This is a genomic window from Streptomyces sp. NPDC052023 (assembly GCF_044548465.1).
Classification (GTDB): Bacteria; Actinomycetota; Actinomycetes; order Streptomycetales; family Streptomycetaceae; genus Streptomyces.
Map to the genome: position 1 here is coordinate 602,836 of NZ_JBIUBW010000002.1, position 18,778 is coordinate 621,613.

Below are 18,778 nucleotides of genomic sequence, written 5' to 3' on the forward strand. Positions count from 1 at the left end.
GGGGCCCGCCCACGGACGTCCCCGTAGGGTCCGCCCTCAGACGGTGTCGACGGGCAGCTCCGGCCGGTGGGCCGCGAGCCGGTCCCCGATGTCCCGCAGTCCCACCAGGTCGTGCACATCGCCCGGCAGTGCGGCCACTTCGACGACCGCGACCTCCGGGTGCAGCGAGGTGAAGCGGTCACGCGTGCGCTGCTCGCGGGCGATGAGGTGCATACGTTCCGCGTGCAGCCTCAGCAGGCCCGCGGTGAGCTGGTCGACGTGGCGCTGCGAGGTGTCCTCGTCCGTGACGACGGGGGAGTCGTCCTCGTCCGTGGCGGCCGAAGGGTCCGTGGCGGCGGGGGAGTCCTCGGTGCGAGCCGGTGCCTCGGAAGCAGGTGCATCTGAACTGCCATACGTTTCGGGAGAGTTACGAAGTCCAGCTTTCCCGTCCCCCTGATCCACAATGCGGGGCTCTTCAAGATTTTCCGCGGCGGCGAGCGCGCGCTCGGCCGACAGCCGGTCGGCGCCGCTGCCGTGGACGCGGTTGAGCACCAGACCCGCCAGCGGCATGTCCTCCGCGGCCAGCCGCTTCACGAAGTACGCGGCCTCCCGCAGCGCGTCCCGCTCCGGGGCCGCCACGACCAGGAACGCCGTCCCGGGGGCCTGGAGCAGCTTGTACGTCGCGTCCGCGCGCGTGCGGAACCCACCGAACGTGGTGTCCATCGCGGCCACGAACGTCTGGACGTCCTTCAGCAACTGACCGCCGAGCAGCTTGCCCAGCGTGCCGGTCATCATCGACATCCCGACGTTCAAAAACTTCATCCCGGCCCGGCCGCCCAGCTTCGCCGGTGCCGTCAGCAGCCGGATCAGCCGGCCGTCCAGGAACGACCCGAGCCGCTTGGGGGCGTCCAGGAAGTCCAGTGCCGACCGCGAGGGCGGCGTGTCCACGACGATCAGGTCCCACTCGTCCCGGGCCCGCAGCTGGCCCAGCTTCTCCATCGCCATGTACTCCTGCGTGCCGGCGAAGCCCGCGGACAGCGACTGGTAGAAGGGGTTGCCCAGGATCGTGGCGGCCCGCTCGGGGTCCGCGTGCGCCTCGACGATCTCGTCGAAGGTGCGCTTCATGTCGAGCATCATGGCGTGCAGCTCGCCGTCGCCCTCGACGCCCTTCACCCGGCGCGGGGTGTTGTCCAGCGAGTCGATGCCCATGGACTGCGCCAGCCGGCGCGCCGGGTCGATGGTGAGGACGACGACCTTGCGGCCGCGCTCGGCGGCCCGCAGGCCCAGCGCCGCCGCCGTGGTGGTCTTGCCGACCCCGCCCGAGCCGCAGCACACCACGATGCGGGTCTTCGGGTCGTCCAGCAGCGGGTCGATGTCGAGCACGCGTGAAGGGGCGAGACGGTGGTGCGCCGACGTGGCATCCGGACTCATGAGATCCCCTGCTTCCGCAGCTCGGTGGCCAGTTCGTACAGTCCCGCCAGGTCCATGCCCTCCGCGAGCAGCGGCAGTTCGTGCAGCGGCAGGCCCAGCTCGGCCAGGACGGCCCGCTGTTCGTGCTCCAGCAGATACCGCTCGCCGTACTCCTCGGCCTGCGCGAGCAACGGGTCCACCAGCTTCTCGGCGTTCTGCCCGCGGCGGGCCCCGCCGAGCCCGGCGGCCGACAGCGACCGCGCCAGATCGGCGCGCGACATCGTCCGCACACGTTCCAGGTCGGTGGCGTCCAGCTCCTCCGGCCGCACCATGTTCACGATCACCCGGCCGACCGGCAGCTTGGCCGACCGCAGCTCGGCGATGCCGTCCGCGGTCTCCTGGACGGGCATCTCCTCCAGGAGGGCCACCAGGTGGACGGCCGTCTCCCGGGACTTCAGCACCCGCATCACGGCCTGCGCCTGATTGTGTATCGGGCCGATCTTCGCGAGGCCGGCGACCTCGTCGTTGACGTTCAGGAAGCGCGTGATCCGGCCCGTGGGCGGGGCGTCCATGACGACGTAGTCGTACACGAACCGGCCGGCCCGGTCCTTGCGGCGGACCGCCTCGCACGCCTTGCCGGTCAGCAGGACGTCGCGCAGTCCGGGCGCGATGGTGGTGGCGAAGTCGATCGCGCCGAGCTTCTTCAGGGCCCGTCCGGCGCTCCCCAGTTTGTAGAACATCTGGAGGTACTCCAGAAGGGCCAGTTCGGGGTCTATGGCGAGGGCGAACACCTCGCCACCGCCCGGGGCGACGGCGATCTTCCGTTCCTCATAGGGCAGCGCCTCCGTTTCGAAGAGCTGTGCGATGCCCTGTCGGCCCTCGACCTCGACGAGAAGCGTCCGCTTCCCCTCGGTGGCCAGAGCCAACGCTAGGGCGGCGGCGACCGTCGTCTTGCCGGTCCCGCCCTTGCCGCTGACGACCTGGAGCCTGCTCACGTCTTCGAGCGTAACCAGTTCGCGCGGAAAGCAACCGGCGGCCTGTGGACAACGGTGACTCCGGTCGGCCGTGATGACCGCCTCCGCCAGCGGATACAGTCGGCCCATGACCAAGTGGGAATACGCAACCGTGCCGCTGCTCGTCCATGCCACGAAGCAGATTCTGGACACCTGGGGCGAGGACGGCTGGGAGCTCGTCCAGGTCGTGCCCGGCCCGAACAACCCCGAGCAGCTGGTGGCCTACCTGAAGCGGGAGAAGCAGGCGTGAGCGCGGTCGAGGCGAGGCTCGCGGAGCTGGGCCTGACGCTGCCGGAGGTCGTACCGCCGCTGGCCGCCTACCAGCCGGCCGTGCAGAGCGGGTCCTATGTCTACACCGCCGGCCAGCTGCCGATGGTGGAGGGCAAGCTCCCGGTCACCGGCAAGGTGGGCGCGGAGGTCACCGCGGAGGAGGCCAAGGACCTCGCCCGCGTCTGCGCCCTGAACGCGCTGGCGGCCGTGAAGTCCGTCGCCGGCGACCTGGACCGCGTCGCGCGCGTGGTGAAGGTCGTGGGCTTCGTCGCCTCCGCCGCCGACTTCACCGGCCAGCCCGGTGTCGTGAACGGGGCGAGCGAGCTCCTCGGAGAGGTCCTCGGAGAGAAGGGCGTGCACGCGCGCAGCGCGGTGGGCGTGGCGGTGCTGCCGCTGGACGCGCCCGTGGAGGTCGAGATCCAGGTGGAGCTGGCCCAGCCGTAGCGGCGAGGCGATCCGCGAGCCGATCACTGCCTCTCGAACATCCGCTCACCACGGGATAGCCTCGCGCCCATGGCGAACGGTCAGTGGTATCCCCCGGAGTGGCCGGACCGGATCCGCGCGCTGGCGGCGGGCTCCCTCACCCCGGTGACCCCGCGGCGCGCGGCCACGGTCATGCTGCTCAAGGACACGGGCACCGGCCCCGCCGTCCACATGCTGCGCCGCCGTGCCTCCATGGCCTTCGCGGCGGGCGCCTACGCGTACCCGGGCGGCGGTGTCGACCCACGCGACGACGAGCGTCACGTCGGCTGGGCGGGCCCCACGCGCGCGTGGTGGGCGAACCGGCTCGGCGTCGACGAGACGGCCGCCCAGGCGATCGTCTGCGCGGCCGTACGGGAGACGTACGAGGAGGCGGGCGTGCTGCTGGCCGGGCCGGACCCCGGCTCGGTCGTCGGTGACACCACCGGGCCGGACTGGGAGGCCGACCGCGCCGCCCTCGTCGCGCGCGATTTCTCCTTCGCGGAGTTCCTGGACCGCCGCGGTCTGCTGCTGCGCTCCGACCTGCTGAGTGCCTGGACGCGCTGGATCACCCCCGAGTTCGAGGCACGCCGCTACGACACCTGGTTCTTCGTCGCCTGCCTCCCCGAGGGACAGCGCACCCGCAACACCTCGACGGAAGCCGACCGCACGGTGTGGATCCGGCCGGCCGAGGCGGCGGCGTCGTACGACAAGGGTGAGCTGCTGATGATGCCGCCCACGATCGCGACACTGCGGCAGCTCACGGCGTACGGGACGGCCGCGGACGCGCTCGCGGGGGCACCGGGCCGCGATCTCACCCCCGTCCTGGCACAGGCCCGTCTGGAGGGCGACGAGATCGTCCTCTCCTGGCCGGGCCACGACGAGTTCACCAAGCACATCCCGACCGGTGGAGCTCCCGCATGACGGACGCAAGCGCCCTGCCCGGCCAGCCCCGCGGCGGGGCCCTGAACGGACCGGCCACCCCGCGCGCGGTCAACGTCCTCGCGCCCAACCCGTCCGCGATGACCCTGGACGGCACGAACACCTGGCTCCTGTCCGAGCCCGGCTCGGCGGTGGCCGTCGTGGTCGACCCGGGCCCGCTGGACGAGGGGCACCTGCGCAACGTCGTCGACACCGCCGAACGGTCGGGCAAGCGCGTCGCCCTGACCCTGCTGACCCACGGTCACCCGGACCACGCGGCCGGCGCGGCCCGCTTCGCCGAGCTCACCGGCACCAAGGTGCGGGCGCTGGACCCGGCGCTGCGGCTGGGCGACGAAGGGCTGGGCGCCGGGGACGTGGTCAAGGCCGGCGGCCTGGAGCTGCGCGTCGTACCGACCCCGGGCCACACCGCCGACTCGCTCAGCTTCCACCTCCCGGCCGATCGGGCGGTGCTGACGGGCGACACGGTCCTGGGGCGCGGTACGACGGTCGTGGCGCACCCGGACGGCCGTCTGGGCGACTATCTGGACTCCCTGCGGCGCTTGAGGTCCCTCACGGTCGACGACGGCGTCCACACGGTCCTCCCGGGCCACGGGCCGGTCCTGGAGGACGCCCAGGGCGCCGTGGAGTACTACCTCGCCCATCGCGCCCACCGGCTCGCCCAGGTCGAGACGGCCGTCGAGGACGGCTACCGCACGGCGTCCGAGATCGTCGCCCATGTGTACGCCGACGTGGACCGCACGCTGTGGCCGGCGGCGGAGCTGTCGGTACGGGCCCAGCTGGACTACCTGGTGGAGCACGGGCTCATCTAGGGCCCGTCGTTCGGATCACGCCGCGCACGCGGGATCCGAACCACGGGCCCTCCAGCCCGAGGTGCGTCCCCGCCGCGGCGCGCTCACGCTGGGGGCATGTGCTGCCCTCCCCGCAAGGAGCGTGATCGGCGTGGCCCGTAACCGCCGTCTGATCCTCACTCCGCCGTCGGAGGTCTGGGGCCTGCTGTCCGACGGCCGGCGCTACGGGGAGTGGGTGACGGGTACCCAGCAGGTCCTCGGGGTGGACCCGCACTGGCCCGAGGTGGGCGCCCGTCTCAAGGTGCGCGTCGGCGCCGGTCCCCTGACCCTCGAGGACACCTGCGTCGTCCGGATCTGCGAACCGGAGCGCCGCCTCGAACTGGAGGCGCGGGCCGACCCGTTCGGCGCGGCCCGGATCGCCATGACCCTGCTCCCCTGGGGCGACGCCACCCTGTTCACCCTCGACTGGCATCCCCTGCGCGGCCCAGGCATCCGGATGCACGGGCTCCCCGTGGACTATGTCGTCAAGGTCCGCAACGGCATGATGCTGACGAAGCTGGCCCGCATCGCGGTACGCGAGGGCCGGCGCCCGCTCAGCAGGGCCTCGGCGCCCTGATCCGGGTGCTGCCCGGCCGCGTACGGGCGCGACCCGGCGTCAGCGCGAGCGCTTCGCGAGGCGCTCGACGTCCAGCAGGATCACCGCGCGTGCCTCCAGCCGCAGCCAGCCACGCTGGGCGAAGTCGGCCAGTGCCTTGTTGACCGTCTCGCGGGACGCGCCGACCAACTGGGCCAGCTCCTCCTGCGTGAGGTCGTGGACGACGTGGATGCCCTCCTCGGACTGCACGCCGAACCGGCGGGACAGGTCCAGCAGGGCACGTGCGACACGGCCGGGGACGTCCGAGAAGACGAGGTCGGACATCGCGTCGTTGGTCTTGCGCAGTCGCCGGGCGACGGCACGCAGCAGCGCGGTGGCGACCTCGGGCCGGACGTTGAGCCACGGCTGGAGGTCACCGTGGCCGAGCCCGAGCAGCTTGACCTCGGTCAGCGCGGTGGCGGTCGCCGTACGTGGGCCCGGGTCGAAGAGCGACAGCTCGCCGATGAGCTCGCTGGGGCCGACCACGGCCAGCATGTTCTCGCGGCCGTCCGGCGAAGTGCGGTGCAGCTTCACCTTGCCCTCGGTGACGACGTAGAGCCGGTCGCCCGGGTCGCCCTCGTGGAACAGGGAGTCACCCCGCGCGAGGGTCACCTCACTCATGGAGGCACGCAGCTCCGCGGACTGCTCGTCGTCGAGCGCCGCGAAGAGCGGATTGCGCCGCAGAACGTCGTCCACGAGTTCTCTCCTTGTCGACCTGCTCAGGGGAGCTTCTTCCCCCGGTGTACCAAGGCACCCTGGTGCCCATTTTGCCGGACGGTCCAAACAGTGTGATCTGTCACAAGGATGCCGCACCGGTGTCCGGTGTTAAGCGGCAGGGGTCCAATTGGGCGCTGATCTTCAGGGTCCGGGGCGGATGTCGGTGCCGGGGCTTAGGCTGGCCGGGTGTCCAAAACGCCGGTGAGAGCACACGCCTAGGGGGCTGCGCGGGTGGTTGTACGTCGAGATTCCGCTGTGGGCGAACAGGATTCCGGCGGCGGAGAAAAAGCGGCAAAGGTGACGAAGCGGGCGGCGTCGAAGAAGGCTGCCGCGCAGCCGGCAGCTGCCGAGAAGGCGACCGCCAAGAGCGCCGCCCCGGCCAAGAAGGCGACCGCCAAGAGCGCCGGCCCCGTCAAGAAGGCCACCCTCGGCCGTAAGAAGCCCGCCGTCGCGCCCGGGAAGACCTCCGCTCCCGTGCAGAAGGCGGCGCCCGCCAAGACGGTCACCACCGCGCCGGCGCCGAGCGGCGAGTCCCGTACCGCCCTGGTCCGCCGGGCCCGCCGGATCAACCGCGAACTCGCCGAGGTCTACCCGTACGCCCACCCGGAGCTCGACTTCGAGAACCCCTTCCAGCTCCTGGTCGCCACGGTCCTGTCCGCCCAGACCACCGACCTGCGCGTCAACCAGACCACCCCGGCCCTGTTCGCGAAGTACCCGACCCCGGAGGACCTGGCCGCCGCCGACGCCGAGGTGGTCGAGGAGATCCTCCGGCCGTGCGGCTTCTTCCGGGCCAAGACCAAGTCGGTGATGGGGCTGTCCAAGGCCCTCACGGAGGACTTCGGCGGTGAGGTCCCGGGCAGGCTCGAAGACCTCGTCAAGCTGCCCGGCGTAGGCCGCAAGACCGCCTTCGTCGTGCTCGGCAACGCCTTCGGCCGGCCCGGCATCACGGTGGACACGCACTTCCAGCGGCTGGTCCGGCGCTGGAAGTGGACCGACGAGGGCGACCCGGACAAGATCGAGGCGGCCGTCGGCACGCTCTTCCCGAAGAGCGACTGGACGGACCTGTCGCACCATGTGATCTGGCACGGCCGCCGCATCTGCCACGCCCGTAAACCCGCCTGCGGCGCCTGCCCCATCGCCCCGCTCTGCCCGGCGTACGGCGAGGGCGAGACGGACCCGGAGAAGGCGAAGAAGCTGCTCAAGTACGAGAAGGGCGGCTTCCCCGGCCAGCGTCTGAAGCCCCCGCAGGCCTATCTGGACGCGGGTGGCAAGCCGGCCCCGCCCCTGGGCGCCGGATGACGGGCACGGTGACGCGCCCGCCCGGCCAGGAACGATCCCGGGGCGGTGCGGCGTTGGACCCATCAGGACGACGGGGGTGGCGATGACACGGGCGAGTGGGACACAGGGCGGCCCGGTGATGCTGAGCAGGGAGGGGCTGCCCCAGTGGCTGGATCCCGTGGTGCGCGCGGTGGAGACGGTCCAGCCGCGCCAGCTCAGCCGTTTCCTGCCCCCCAAGGACGGCGCCGGCCGCCAGTCCGCCGTTCTCATCCTGTTCGGCGAGGGTGAGCGCGGCCCCGAGCTGCTGCTGATGGAGCGGGCGAGTTCGCTGCGCTCGCACGCCGGGCAGCCCTCCTTCCCCGGCGGCGCCCTCGACCCCGAGGACGGCGACCCCGAGGCCGACGGGCCACTGCGGGCCGCGCTGCGTGAGGCGGAGGAGGAGACCGGCCTGGACCCGGCCGGCGTGCAGCTGTTCGGTGTGCTGCCCAAGCTCTACATCCCGGTCAGCGGCTTCGTCGTGACCCCGGTGCTCGGCTGGTGGCGGGAGCCGAGCCCCGTGGGAGTCGTCGACCCGAACGAGACGGCCCGTGTCTTCACGGTCCCCGTGGCCGATCTCACGGACCCCGCCAACCGTGCCACGGCCCTCCACCCCAGCGGCCACCGAGGTCCGGCGTTTCTGGTCGAATCCGCCCTCGTCTGGGGCTTCACGGCCGGGATCATCGACCGGCTGATGCACTACGCGGGCTGGGAAAGACCGTGGGACCGCGACAAGCAGGTCCCGCTCGACTGGCGGTCATGACAGGGTGACCTCGTGCTGTTGCCGGGCCCCCCGGCCGACCAGGTGTGATCGCGAAGTGATGAGGCGAGGCTCGAAGCGGTGAACGTGCTGGACATCCTGTTGCTTGTCGCCGCCGTGTGGTTCGCGATCGTGGGCTACCGCCAGGGATTCGTCGTCGGCATCCTGTCGGTGATCGGCTTTCTGGGCGGCGGGCTCGTCGCCGTCTACTCACTGCCCGTCATCTGGGACGCGCTGACCGCCAACGCGGAGGTGAGCACCACCGCCGCCGTCGTCGCGGTGGTCGTCGTGATCGTCTGCGCCTCCGTCGGCCAGGCCCTGACGACCCATCTGGGCAGTAAGCTGCGCCGCCACATCACGTGGTCCCCGGCCCGCGCCCTGGACGCGACCGGCGGCGCCCTCGTCAACGTCGTCGCGATGCTCCTCGTGGCGTGGCTGATCGGCTCGGCGCTGGCCGGCACGACTCTGCCGACGCTCGGCAAGGAGGTGCGCAGCTCCAAGGTGCTGCTCGGCGTCTCCCGGGCGCTGCCCACGCAGGCCGACACGTGGTTCGCCGACTTCTCCGCCGTACTCGCACAGAACGGCTTCCCGCAGGTCTTCAGCCCGTTCGCCAACGAGCCGATCACCGACGTGCGGCCGCCGGACCCGGCGCTCGCGGGCAGCCCGGTCGCCGCCCGTGCCCAGCGTTCCATCGTCAAGGTGATGGGGACAGCGCCGAGCTGCGGCAAGGTCCTGGAGGGCACCGGCTTCGTCTTCGGCGAGCGCCGCGTGATGACCAACGCGCACGTCGTCGGCGGTGTCGACGAACCCACCGTCCAGATAGGCGGGGAGGGCCGGCGGTACGACGCGACGGTCGTCCTGTACGACTGGAAGCGCGACATCGCCGTACTCGACGTACCCGAGCTGGACGCGCCCGTCCTGAAGTTCAGCGCCGAGGACGCGGGGGGCGGGGACGACGCCATCGTCGCGGGCTTCCCGGAGAACGGGGCGTACGACGTGCGCTCCGCGCGCGTGCGGGGCCGCATCACGGCGAACGGCCCGGACATCTACCACCGGGGCACGGTCGGCCGCGACGTCTACTCCCTGTACGCGACCGTCCGCCAGGGCAACTCCGGCGGCCCGCTGCTCACGCCCGACGGCGAGGTCTATGGTGTCGTGTTCGCGAAGTCGCTCGACGACGCCGAGACGGGTTACGCGCTGACCGTCGACGAGATCCGCGAGGACATCACCAAGGGTCGTACGGCGAACCAGCAGGTGGACAGCGACAGCTGCGCCCTGTGAGGGGTGAAGAGGTCCGGCGGTGCGGCCCTTGAGGCCGTACGAGGGTCAGCCGCGCGGGTGACGCAGCCGCACCGAGACCCAACGGGCCCGGCGGCGCAGAATGCGCGGAATGCCCACCCTCGGATCGGCCGTGCCCGCCAGCTGCGGGGTGCCCCTGCGGTGTGAGCTCAGGCCGCTGCCAGAGCGGCGAGTGCGTGCTGCGTCACTGTAGTCGTGCGTCCAGCCCATACCTCGACGTGTGCCCCGTCCCAAGGTCGATAACCGCGTCCGGAGCGCCCAATTGGCTTATGCGCCAGGCAATTGGCAGTTCGTCGTACATGCGTACCGCGCTGTGTTCCGGGCGCACTGTCTCGGCCATCCGGCCGGCGACCGGAGCCTTCGGCCGGATGGCCGAGCCCCGGGGTCCGATCAGGGCTCAGCCCGGGTGCGCCCAGGCCCCGTTCCACGTGCCGGCTCGGGGCGTGGGATCCGCGGCCCGGCCGTGGTCCGGGTTCCGGGGGCGGGTGCCCGCGCGCGGGGTTCAGCGGTCCGGCTCGGGGTCCTTCAACCAGCTGATCAGCTCGTGGGAGAAGGCCGCCGGGTCCTCCTCGTGCGGGAAGTGGCCGAGGCCGTCGAACAGGCGCCAGCGGTAGGGCGCTTCGACGTACTCGCCGGAGCCCGCCGCGCTGCGGGTGCGCATCACCGGGTCCAGGGAGCCGTGCAGATGCAGGGTCGGCACGCGGACGGGCCGCTTCATCCGGCGGTTGAACTGGATGCCGTCGGGGCGGGCCAGGGAGCGGACCAGCCAGCGGTACGGCTCGACGGAACAGTGCGCCGTCGACGGAATGCACATCGCACGCCGGTACGTCTCCACCGCCTCGTCCTCCGGCAGCCGGGGCCCGGCCCAGTCCCGGATGAGCTGGCCCACCAGGGCACCGTCGTCCGCGACGAGCTGCCGCTCCGGGATCCACGGCCGCTGGAATCCCCAGATGTGCGAACTGGCCGCCGTCTGGCGCACATCGGCGAGCATCGCCGAGCGCCAGCGCCGGGGGTGCGGCATCGACGCCACCGCCAGGCGGCGCACCAGCTTGGGCCGCATCACGGCCGCCGTCCACGCCAGATAACCGCCGAGGTCGTGCCCCACGAGCGCCGCGTCCGGCTCGCCGAGCGAGCGGATCACGCCGGTGATGTCGAGGGCGAGGTTGGCCGGGTCGTAGCCGCGGGGCGTGCGGTCGCTGCCGCCGACGCCCCGCAGGTCCATGGCTACGGCCCGGAATCCGGCGTCGGCGAGCGCGACCAGCTGGTGCCGCCAGGTCCACCAGAACTGCGGGAAGCCGTGCACCAGCATCACCAGCGGCCCGTCGCCCAGCTCCGCGATGTGGAAGCGTGCGCCGTTGGCCGCCACGTCCCGGTGCGTCCAGGGGCCGTCGGGCCGGACCACCGAGCCGGGCTGCGCCGAAGGGATGTCGGGTTCCGTCATGACGACGAGCGTGCCACAGCCTCGATGGCCTCCGGTGCGCGGTCCCGCGGAAGCTCGGTCAGGGCGGGCCGCTCGGGGCGCGGGTGCGGCTTGGCCTTCTGCAGGACGCCCGCCGACTCCTTCACCGACGCGGCCACCTTCTGCGGGCCCTTGCTCTTCTTGGCCTTCTTCGCGAAGACCACGCCGATCAGCGCCAGCACGAGGGCGATCAGAACGTTCGCGGCGAAGGACAGCAGGAAGCAGACCGCGAGGTTCCACCCGCTCCAGGTCCGGATGCCGTACGCCAGGGCGAAGTTGAGCATCGGCAGGGAGAACAGGAGCAGCCCGCCCGCCGCCATGAACGCGCCGCCGCTCGTTGCACCGCGCTTGACGTCCTGCCGCAGCTGGGCCTTGGCCAGCGCGATCTCGTCGTGCACCAGTGCCGACATGTCGGCCGTCGCCGAGGCGAACAGCTGGCCGATGCTGCGTTCGGCGCCGACCGGGCTGCCGTCGGGTGCGCTCATCGCGGTCTCCCTCTTCTGCGTACTGCTGCGTACGGGGTCCGTCCGTGTCTGACTGTGTACGGTCCCGTCTTTTGTACCGTCCCGTCAGATCATGCCGGACCGTCGCCCTCATCGCCTGCCCCGCCGCCCACTTCGGCAAGCTCGGCCGCCCTGACTTCGGCGAGCCGGCGGTGCTCGGCGGCCTTGCGGTCGTAGATCTCCGCCATCCGCAGGTGGTACGCCGGGTCGTCGTCCTCGTAGATGTCGGGGATGCCGTCGAGGTCGTCGTCGCGGTCCTCGGCCTCGCACAGCCTGCGGTACTTGGCGTTCCGTATCTTCAGCAGCACTGTCGCGATCAGGGCCGCCGTCAGCGAGCCGGCCAGTACGGCCGCCTTGATCTCGTCCGTCATCGCCGCGTCGCCCTCGAACGCCAGCTCGCCGATGAGCAGCGACACGGTGAAGCCGATGCCGGCCAGCGAGGCGACCGCGAAGACGTCCGCCCACTCCAGGTCATCGCTGAGGGAGGCCCGGGTGAAGCGGGCGGTCAGCCAGGTGCCGCCGAAGATGCCGACCATCTTGCCGACGACGAGACCGAGGACCACGCCCAGCGTCTCCGGTTTGGTGAACACGTCCCCGAGGACGCTGCCGGAGACCACGACACCCGCGCTGAACAGGGCGAACAGCGGCACGGCGAGGCCGGCGGACAGCGGGCGCACGAGGTGCTCGATGTGCTCGCCGGGGGAGTGCTCCTCACCTTTGCGGGTGGAGCAGCGCAGCATCAGGCCCATGGCGACGCCGGCGATCGTGGCGTGCACGCCGCTGTTGTACATCAGCGCCCAGACGACCAGGGCCAGCGGGACGTAGATGTACCAGCCGCGTACGCCCTTGTGCAGCAGCAGCCAGAAGACCCCGAGTCCGACGACGGCGCCGCCGAGGGCGGCGAAGTTGATCGAGCTGGTGAAGAAGATCGCGATGATCAGGATCGCGAACAGGTCGTCCACGACGGCGAGCGTCAGCAGGAAGGCACGCAGGGCGCTCGGCAGCGACGTACCGATGACCGCGAGCACGGCGAGCGCGAAGGCGATGTCCGTGGCGGTGGGCACCGCCCAGCCGGCCAGGGAGCCGCCGCCGAGGACGTTGGTGAGGCTGTAGACCAGCGCCGGTGCGGCCATCCCGCACAGGGCGGCGACCACCGGCAGGACGGCCGCCCTGGGGTCCCGCAGATCGCCGGCGACCAGCTCACGCTTGAGTTCGATGCCGGCGACGAAGAAGAAGATCGCGAGCAGGCCGTCGGCGGCCCAGTGCGCGATCGAGAGATCGAGGCCGAGGGCGGCCGGGCCTATGTGGAAGTCCGAGACGGTCTCGTAGCTGTTCCCGAGCACGGGGAGGTTCGCCCAGATCAGGGCGATGACCGCGGCGACGAGCAGCAGCACACCGCCGACCGTCTCGGTGCGCAGCGCGTCCGCGACGAAGTTCCGCTCGGGCAGGGACAGCCGGGCGAAAACCTTGCGGGCGGGGCGGGGGACAGTCACGGGAAGACCTCCGGTCGGTGGGCAGCACGAACGACATGCCGACCAGACTTCCCGGCGCACCTTTGACCATTGTCGCGTTGTTGACGCGTTCCTTAGCTTACCTAAGATGCGGCGGGCCGGTCAGGTGATCTTCACGCTACGGGCAAAAGGGGCACCCGGCACGACTGCCGCCCGCCTCTGGCGTCGGTCGTGCCGGGTGCCCCTTTCCGGCCGGACTCAGTCCTCGCTGGACGCCGCCGGGAGCTTGGCCTGGATGAGGTCCATGACCGTGGAGTCGGTCAGTGTGGTGACGTCACCGAGCTGACGGTTCTCCGCGACGTCGCGCAGCAGGCGGCGCATGATCTTGCCGGAGCGGGTCTTCGGCAGCTCCGCCACCGGCAGGATCCGCTGGGGCTTGGCGATCGGGCCGAGGGCGGCGCCGACATGGCCCCGCAGCTCGGCGACCAGGCCCTCGGTCTCCGCCGCCGTACCCCGCAGGATCACGAAGGCGACGATCGCCTGGCCGGTCGTCTCGTCCGCCGCGCCCACCACGGCCGCCTCGGCGACGGCGGGGTGGGAGACGAGCGCGGACTCGACCTCGGTGGTGGAGATGTTGTGCCCGGAGACGAGCATCACGTCGTCGACACGGCCCAGCAGCCAGATGTCGCCGTCGTCGTCCTTCTTCGCCCCGTCACCGGCGAAGTACTTGCCCTCGAAACGCGACCAGTAGGTGTCGAGGAACCGCTGGTCGTCGCCCCAGATCGTGCGCAGCATCGACGGCCACGGCTCGGTGAGGACCAGGTAGCCACCGCCGCCGTCGGGCACCTCGTTCGCCTCGTCGTCGACGACCGTCGCGGAGATACCGGGCAGCTGGGTCTGCGCCGACCCGGGCTTGGTCTCGGTGACGCCGGGCAGCGGCGAGATCATCATCGCGCCGGTCTCGGTCTGCCACCAGGTGTCCACGATCGGGGTGCGGTCGCCGCCGATGTGCTTGCGGTACCAGATCCAGGCCTCGGGGTTGATCGGCTCACCGACCGAGCCCAGCACCCGCAGGCTGGAGAGGTCGAACTTCGCGGGGATGTCGTCGCCCCACTTCATGAACGTCCGGATCGCGGTGGGCGCGGTGTAGAGGATCGTGACCTTGTACTTCTGCACGATCTCCCAGAAGCGGCCCTGGTGCGGCGTGTCCGGGGTGCCCTCGTACATCACCTGGGTCGCGCCGTTGGCGAGCGGCCCGTACACGATGTAGGAGTGCCCGGTCACCCAGCCGACGTCGGCCGTGCACCAGTACACGTCCGTCTCCGGCTTGAGGTCGAAGACCGCGTGATGGGTGTACGACGTCTGGGTGAGGTAGCCGCCGGAGGTGTGCAGGATGCCCTTGGGCTTACCCGTGGTGCCCGAGGTGTAGAGGATGAACAGCGGGTGCTCCGCCTCGAACGCCTCCGGCGTGTGCTCGGCGGACTGACGCTCGACGAGCTCGTGCCACCACACGTCCCGGCCCTCGGTCCAGGCGACCTCCTGGCCGGTGCGGCGCACGACGAGGACGTGCTCGACGTTGCCCGCCTTCTCGGCCGCCTCGTCCACGGCCGGCTTCAGCGCGGACGGCTTGCCGCGCCGGTAGCCGCCGTCGGAGGTGATGACGACCTTGGCGTCCGCGTCCTGGATACGGGTCGCGAGCGCGTCGGCCGAGAAGCCGCCGAAGACCACGGAGTGCGCGGCGCCGATCCGGGCGCAGGCCAGCATCGCGACCGCGGTCTCGGGGATCATCGGCATGTAGACGGCGACCCGGTCGCCCTTCTGTACGCCCAGTTCCAGCAGGGCGTTGGCGGCCTTGGAGACCTCGTCCTTGAGCTCGGCGTAGGTGAGGGCACGGCTGTCACCGGGCTCGCCCTCGAAGTGGATGGCCACGCGGTCGCCGTGTCCGGCCTCGACGTGCCGGTCCACGCAGTTGTACGCGACGTTGAGCTCGCCGTCCTTGAACCACTTGGCGAACGGCGGGTTCGACCAGTCCAGCGTCTCCGTCGGCTCCTTGGCCCAGGTCAGCCGGCGGGCCTGCTCGGCCCAGAAGCCGAGCCTGTCAGCCTTGGCCTGTTCGTACGCCTCCGCCGTGACATTGGCGTGGGCGGCCAGGTCGGCGGGTGGCGCGAACCTGCGCTCCTCTTTGAGCAGGTTGGCCAGGCTCTCGTTGCTCACGACATCTCCCTCTCGAAGGGTGTCCGTTGTGTCCCAGGCCACAGCTCATCAGACCTGGTGGCCCGATGACAAGGGTCGACGGAATATTGGTTTAGACCTGTGGGCGAGTGTGTCACGCCCGGTCGTCCCGACCCGGCGTCCGGTCGTGCCGTACCGGCGTCCGGCCGTGCCGTCCCGACGTCCGCTCATCCGTTCCCACGGACGGCAGCCGAAGCAGGTTCAGCCGTGTAACTCCCCTCACGTCCCGGACCGCCCGTCCGTGAACGTGTCACGAACGGGCGGTCCGGATGCCGATTCACGCGGACAGGCCCGCCGCACGGACCGTGTCGAACACGAGCTCCTCAGCCGTCTCGTTGAGCAGGTACGACTGTGCCTCGCCGACATGGAAGTACATGCCGTGCAGCTCCAACGCGCCTTCGCGCAGCGCCCGGGAGACCGACTCGTGAGCGCGCAGGTGCTCCAGCTGCTGCACGACGTTGGTCAGGCACAGCTGCTCGGCCACGTCCGCGGGTGGCCGTCCGGCCAGCCGCGGACGTGGCCGGCCGTCGCCGGCGATGCGCTCCAGGCTGGGCAGGCCGTGCCGCAGCCAGCGCCTCAGCGGCGTGCGGGCACCGCCGGGCTCGGAGTTGAGCAGCGCCTGCATGGCTCCACAGCCCGAGTGGCCGCACACCGTGATGGAGCGCACCTTCAGCACTTCCACCGCGTACTCGATCGCCGCCGCCACCGAGTCGTCGCCGCTCTCCTCGCCGGGCCGGGGCACCAGGTTGCCGACGTTGCGCACCACGAACAGGTCGCCCGGACCACTGGAAGTGATCATCGAGGTGACAAGGCGGGAGTCGGCGCAGGTGAGGAACAGCTGATCGGGACGCTGCCCCTCGCGGGCCAGCCGCGCGAGTTCGCCTCTGACCAGCGGGGCCGTGTTGCGCTGGAAGGCGCTGATGCCCCGGGCCAGTTGGTGGTTGCCGGCGGTGTCGGTGGGGTTGGGGTTGAGATCGGGCGTGGGGTTGGGGGTGCCGGTGGGGGTGTGGGGGTTGCTGGGGTGGGGGGTGGTGGTGATGGCGTCCCAGGCGGTGAGCGCCGAGGTGGCGGTACAGGAGGTGGTGGGGGCCTGGGGGTTGGCTGTGGTGATGGGGTGGGGAGTGAGAGGGGCGAACGAGGTGGTGGGGTCGGTGCGGCGGCCGGTCGCGTTCGGTTGGCCGTGGCCGCCCAGGCGGTCGTTCAGGTGTTCGTGGCCCACCGGGTGGTCGGGGGCGCCCGAATCACCGGAGCCGGTCGGGTGGCCCAGGGCGTTCCCACGGCCGGGGGGCTCGCGGTAGGCGGAGCCGTCCGAACGGCCGTCACCGGTGACGTCGTTCGATTCGGCTGTGTCATACGAACCCTGCGAGCTTGCGAGGCTCAGCCGGTCCGCCGGGCTCTTCGTGCCCTTGGATCCGAACGGCCTTGCGTGGCCCTGCGAGGCATGCGGGCCCGTCGGCCCACGGGAGCCGCCTGGGCTTGCGGAGTTCGCCGGGCTGGCGGACGCGTTCCACCCCACGGAGACCTTCAGGCGCTCCAGGCTCGCGGAAGCCTTCCAGCCCATGAAGCTCTTGGGGCTCCGGGAGCCGGCGGAGCCCAGGGGGTCCACCAAGCCCTTCGTGCCGTCGGACTCCTTCCAGCCCACGAAGCGCTTGGGGCTTTCCGAGCCGGCGGACACCTGGAGGGCCATGAAGCTCTTCACGTCCACAGTGCTCACTGAGCCCGTAGCGCCCGCCGAGCCCATGGTCCCCGGTGAGCCCCCTGAGACCGTCGACTCCACCGAGCCCCCGGCGCCCGGAGCGCTCCCCGAGGCACCGGATTCACCCGGCTCTGCGTACCGCCCCGCAGCTCCCGTTGCCGTCGGGCGCGGCGTCTGCTGCACCTCGCACTGGTGGTTGCGCCATGGCGTCCATGGACTGCAGCGGCAACCGGCGGACGCGTCCGGCTCGTCGGTCCCGGTCGCCCCCGAGTGGCCGGGGAAGCTCATGGGCTCGGCGATGCGGACACCGGCGCGGCGGCCGATCAGCTCGACGGTGCCGTCCGTCGCGGTGTGGGTGTTCTGCCAGTCCTGCAGGGTCTCGTACGCCGCGTGGTCCATGAAGGAACCGTCCAGCTCGACGAGGACGTCGGCCCCTTGAGGTACGAGATGCAGGGCCCGGCTGAGCCGCGGCACGGCCAGGAAGGTCAGCTGCCCTCTGACTTGTACGTGATGGACTCCTTCCGTCACTTCATGGGTGATCCGGGTGCGGGTGAGGCGGTGCAGGGCGACGCCGACGGCGACGGCGATCCCGAGCGCGACGCCCTCCAGGACGCCCATGAGCACCACGCCGAGGGTGGTGACCACGTACACCAGCACCTCACGGTGGCGGGTCACCGTGCGGATGTGGTTCAGCGACACCATCTGGATGCCGACGGCCATCACCAGGGCCGCGAGCGCGGCGAGCGGGATGAGCTCCAGCATCGGGACCATCAGCAGGGTGGCGATCACTACGAAAACGCCGTGCAGCATCGTGGAGTTCCGGCTCACGGCACCGGCGTGCACATTCGCGGTACTGCGCACGGCCACGCCCGCTACCGGCAGCCCGCCTAGTCCGCCGGAGACGATGTTGGCCGCGCCCTGACCGAGCAGTTCGCGGTCCAGGTCGGAGCGTGGGACACGGGCGGCACGGCCGGGCCGGGCGGCGGCCAGCTTGTCGACGGCGACCGCGCCGAGCAGTGACTGCACGCTGCACACCAGCGTGGTGCTGAGCACCGCGGCGACCAGGCCCAGCACCGGGCCCTCGGGCAGTCCGGCCAGGGCGTGGCTGCTCCAGTTGGGCAGCTCCACCTTGGGCAGGGTGAGGCCGGCCAGCGAGGCGGCCGCGGTGGCCCCGGCGACGGCGACGAGCGCCGCCGGTGCCTTGCGCAGCAGGCGGCCCGCCCGGCCGGGCAGCCGGGGCCAGGCCAGCAGCAGCGCCAGCGTGAGCGCGCTTGTCGTGACGGCCGCCGGATGCAGCTGGGCGAGCTGTGCGGGCAGTGCGCGCAGATTGTCCAGGACGGCGCTCTGCGGGGTGCCGCCGAGGACGATGTGCAGCTGGGCGACGGCGATGGTCACGCCGATGCCGGCCAGCATGCCGTGCACGATCGCGGGGCTGACGGCCAGCGCGGAGCGGGCCACGCGCAGGCAGCCCAGGCCGAGTTGGGCGAGCCCGGCCAGGACGGTGATGGCGCAGGTCGTACGCCATCCGTAGCGGTGGATGAGGTCGGCGGTGACGACCGTGAGACCGGCCGCCGGGCCGCTCACCTGGAGCGGGGAGCCGCCGAGCCGTCCGGCGACCAGACCGCCCACCGCCGCGGCGACGAGCCCGGCCTGGAGCGGCGCGCCGGTGGCGAGGGCGATGCCCAGGGACAACGGCAGCGCGATCAGGAAGACGGAGATGGACGCCGACACGTCGGCTCCGGCGATGCGGAACCGGCGACGCCGGGCCGGTGGCGGACTGTGGCTTTGATGGGCTTCGTTCGGTCGGTGCGGGTCGGGGGCTCGAGTGGGGACGCAGGCTGACATTTTCCCG

At 71.5% G+C, this 18,778-nt stretch carries 17 protein-coding genes; 8 read left to right on the top strand and 9 right to left on the bottom strand.

Annotation, left to right across the window (positions count from 1 at the left end; all coding sequences use genetic code 11):
• Positions 1-36 precede the first annotated feature (36 nt).
• Both ACIHCM_RS06875 and ACIHCM_RS06880 read right to left on the bottom strand, forming a co-directional pair.
• The gene (locus tag ACIHCM_RS06875) at positions 37-1,410 is read right to left on the bottom strand and encodes an ArsA family ATPase (RefSeq protein WP_399890191.1); all 1,374 of its coding nucleotides are present in this window, start codon (positions 1,408-1,410) and stop codon (positions 37-39) included.
• Positions 1,407-2,384, bottom strand: coding sequence for an ArsA family ATPase (locus tag ACIHCM_RS06880; RefSeq protein WP_399890193.1), 978 nt, complete (start codon positions 2,382-2,384; stop codon positions 1,407-1,409). The genes ACIHCM_RS06875 and ACIHCM_RS06880 overlap by 4 nt, the downstream gene beginning before the upstream one ends.
• Positions 2,385-2,490: 106 nt before the next feature.
• Here ACIHCM_RS06880 and ACIHCM_RS06885 point away from each other — a divergent pair, with 106 nt between their 5' ends.
• The 5 genes from ACIHCM_RS06885 to ACIHCM_RS06905 all read left to right on the top strand — a co-directional run bounded on the left by ACIHCM_RS06885 (position 2,491) and on the right by ACIHCM_RS06905 (position 5,477).
• Positions 2,491-2,652, top strand: coding sequence for a DUF4177 domain-containing protein (locus ACIHCM_RS06885; protein ID WP_003975360.1), 162 nt, complete (start codon positions 2,491-2,493; stop codon positions 2,650-2,652).
• A complete protein-coding gene (locus tag ACIHCM_RS06890; RefSeq protein WP_399890196.1) occupies positions 2,649-3,116 on the top strand; it encodes a RidA family protein in 468 nt (155 codons plus the stop codon). The genes ACIHCM_RS06885 and ACIHCM_RS06890 overlap by 4 nt, the downstream gene beginning before the upstream one ends.
• 69 nt (positions 3,117-3,185) lie before the next feature.
• The gene (locus ACIHCM_RS06895; RefSeq protein ID WP_399890199.1) at positions 3,186-4,055 is read left to right on the top strand and encodes an NUDIX hydrolase; all 870 of its coding nucleotides are present in this window, start codon (positions 3,186-3,188) and stop codon (positions 4,053-4,055) included.
• The gene (locus ACIHCM_RS06900) at positions 4,052-4,882 is read left to right on the top strand and encodes an MBL fold metallo-hydrolase (RefSeq protein ID WP_399890202.1); all 831 of its coding nucleotides are present in this window, start codon (positions 4,052-4,054) and stop codon (positions 4,880-4,882) included. The genes ACIHCM_RS06895 and ACIHCM_RS06900 overlap by 4 nt, the downstream gene beginning before the upstream one ends.
• A 130-nt stretch (positions 4,883-5,012) precedes the next feature.
• Positions 5,013-5,477, top strand: a complete 465-nt coding sequence (locus ACIHCM_RS06905) for an SRPBCC family protein (RefSeq protein WP_399890205.1) — start codon at positions 5,013-5,015, stop codon at positions 5,475-5,477.
• Between the two features lie 39 nt (positions 5,478-5,516).
• Here the strand turns inward: ACIHCM_RS06905 and ACIHCM_RS06910 are convergent, their stop codons facing one another.
• Positions 5,517-6,191 (bottom strand): Crp/Fnr family transcriptional regulator, encoded by a 675-nt coding sequence (locus tag ACIHCM_RS06910; protein WP_393103765.1) that lies wholly within the window; start codon positions 6,189-6,191, stop codon positions 5,517-5,519.
• A gap of 318 nt (positions 6,192-6,509) precedes the next feature.
• Between ACIHCM_RS06910 and nth the strand changes: the two genes are divergently transcribed.
• The 3 genes from nth (at position 6,510) to ACIHCM_RS06925 (ending at position 9,567) form a co-directional block, all read left to right on the top strand.
• On the top strand, positions 6,510-7,511 hold the full coding sequence (gene nth, locus ACIHCM_RS06915; protein WP_399890208.1) for an endonuclease III: 1,002 nt from the start codon (positions 6,510-6,512) through the stop codon (positions 7,509-7,511).
• Between the two features lie 82 nt (positions 7,512-7,593).
• Positions 7,594-8,289, top strand: coding sequence for an NUDIX hydrolase (locus ACIHCM_RS06920; RefSeq protein WP_399890211.1), 696 nt, complete (start codon positions 7,594-7,596; stop codon positions 8,287-8,289).
• Between the two features lie 78 nt (positions 8,290-8,367).
• Positions 8,368-9,567 carry a MarP family serine protease gene (locus ACIHCM_RS06925; protein WP_399890214.1) on the top strand — a complete coding sequence of 400 codons (1,200 nt, stop codon included), beginning with the start codon at positions 8,368-8,370 and terminating at the stop codon, positions 9,565-9,567.
• Between the two features lie 45 nt (positions 9,568-9,612).
• On the opposite strand, the gene ACIHCM_RS06930 is transcribed toward ACIHCM_RS06925, so the two are convergent.
• The 6 genes from ACIHCM_RS06930 to ACIHCM_RS06955 form a co-directional block, all read right to left on the bottom strand.
• Complete coding sequence (locus tag ACIHCM_RS06930; RefSeq protein WP_399890218.1) at positions 9,613-9,795, bottom strand: hypothetical protein; 183 nt, start codon at positions 9,793-9,795, stop codon at positions 9,613-9,615.
• Between the two features lie 292 nt (positions 9,796-10,087).
• Positions 10,088-11,026 carry an alpha/beta fold hydrolase gene (locus ACIHCM_RS06935; RefSeq protein ID WP_399890221.1) on the bottom strand — a complete coding sequence of 313 codons (939 nt, stop codon included), beginning with the start codon at positions 11,024-11,026 and terminating at the stop codon, positions 10,088-10,090.
• Positions 11,023-11,529, bottom strand: a complete 507-nt coding sequence (locus tag ACIHCM_RS06940) for a phage holin family protein (protein WP_399890224.1) — start codon at positions 11,527-11,529, stop codon at positions 11,023-11,025. The genes ACIHCM_RS06935 and ACIHCM_RS06940 overlap by 4 nt, the downstream gene beginning before the upstream one ends.
• Positions 11,530-11,618: 89 nt before the next feature.
• Positions 11,619-13,040, bottom strand: a complete 1,422-nt coding sequence (gene nhaA, locus ACIHCM_RS06945) for a Na+/H+ antiporter NhaA (protein WP_399890227.1) — start codon at positions 13,038-13,040, stop codon at positions 11,619-11,621.
• Positions 13,041-13,256: 216 nt separating this feature from the next.
• Positions 13,257-15,212, bottom strand: a complete 1,956-nt coding sequence (gene acs / locus ACIHCM_RS06950; protein ID WP_399890230.1) for an acetate--CoA ligase — start codon at positions 15,210-15,212, stop codon at positions 13,257-13,259.
• Between the two features lie 295 nt (positions 15,213-15,507).
• A complete protein-coding gene (locus ACIHCM_RS06955) occupies positions 15,508-18,657 on the bottom strand; it encodes a SulP family inorganic anion transporter (protein ID WP_399890233.1) in 3,150 nt (1,049 codons plus the stop codon).
• Positions 18,658-18,778 lie beyond the last annotated feature (121 nt).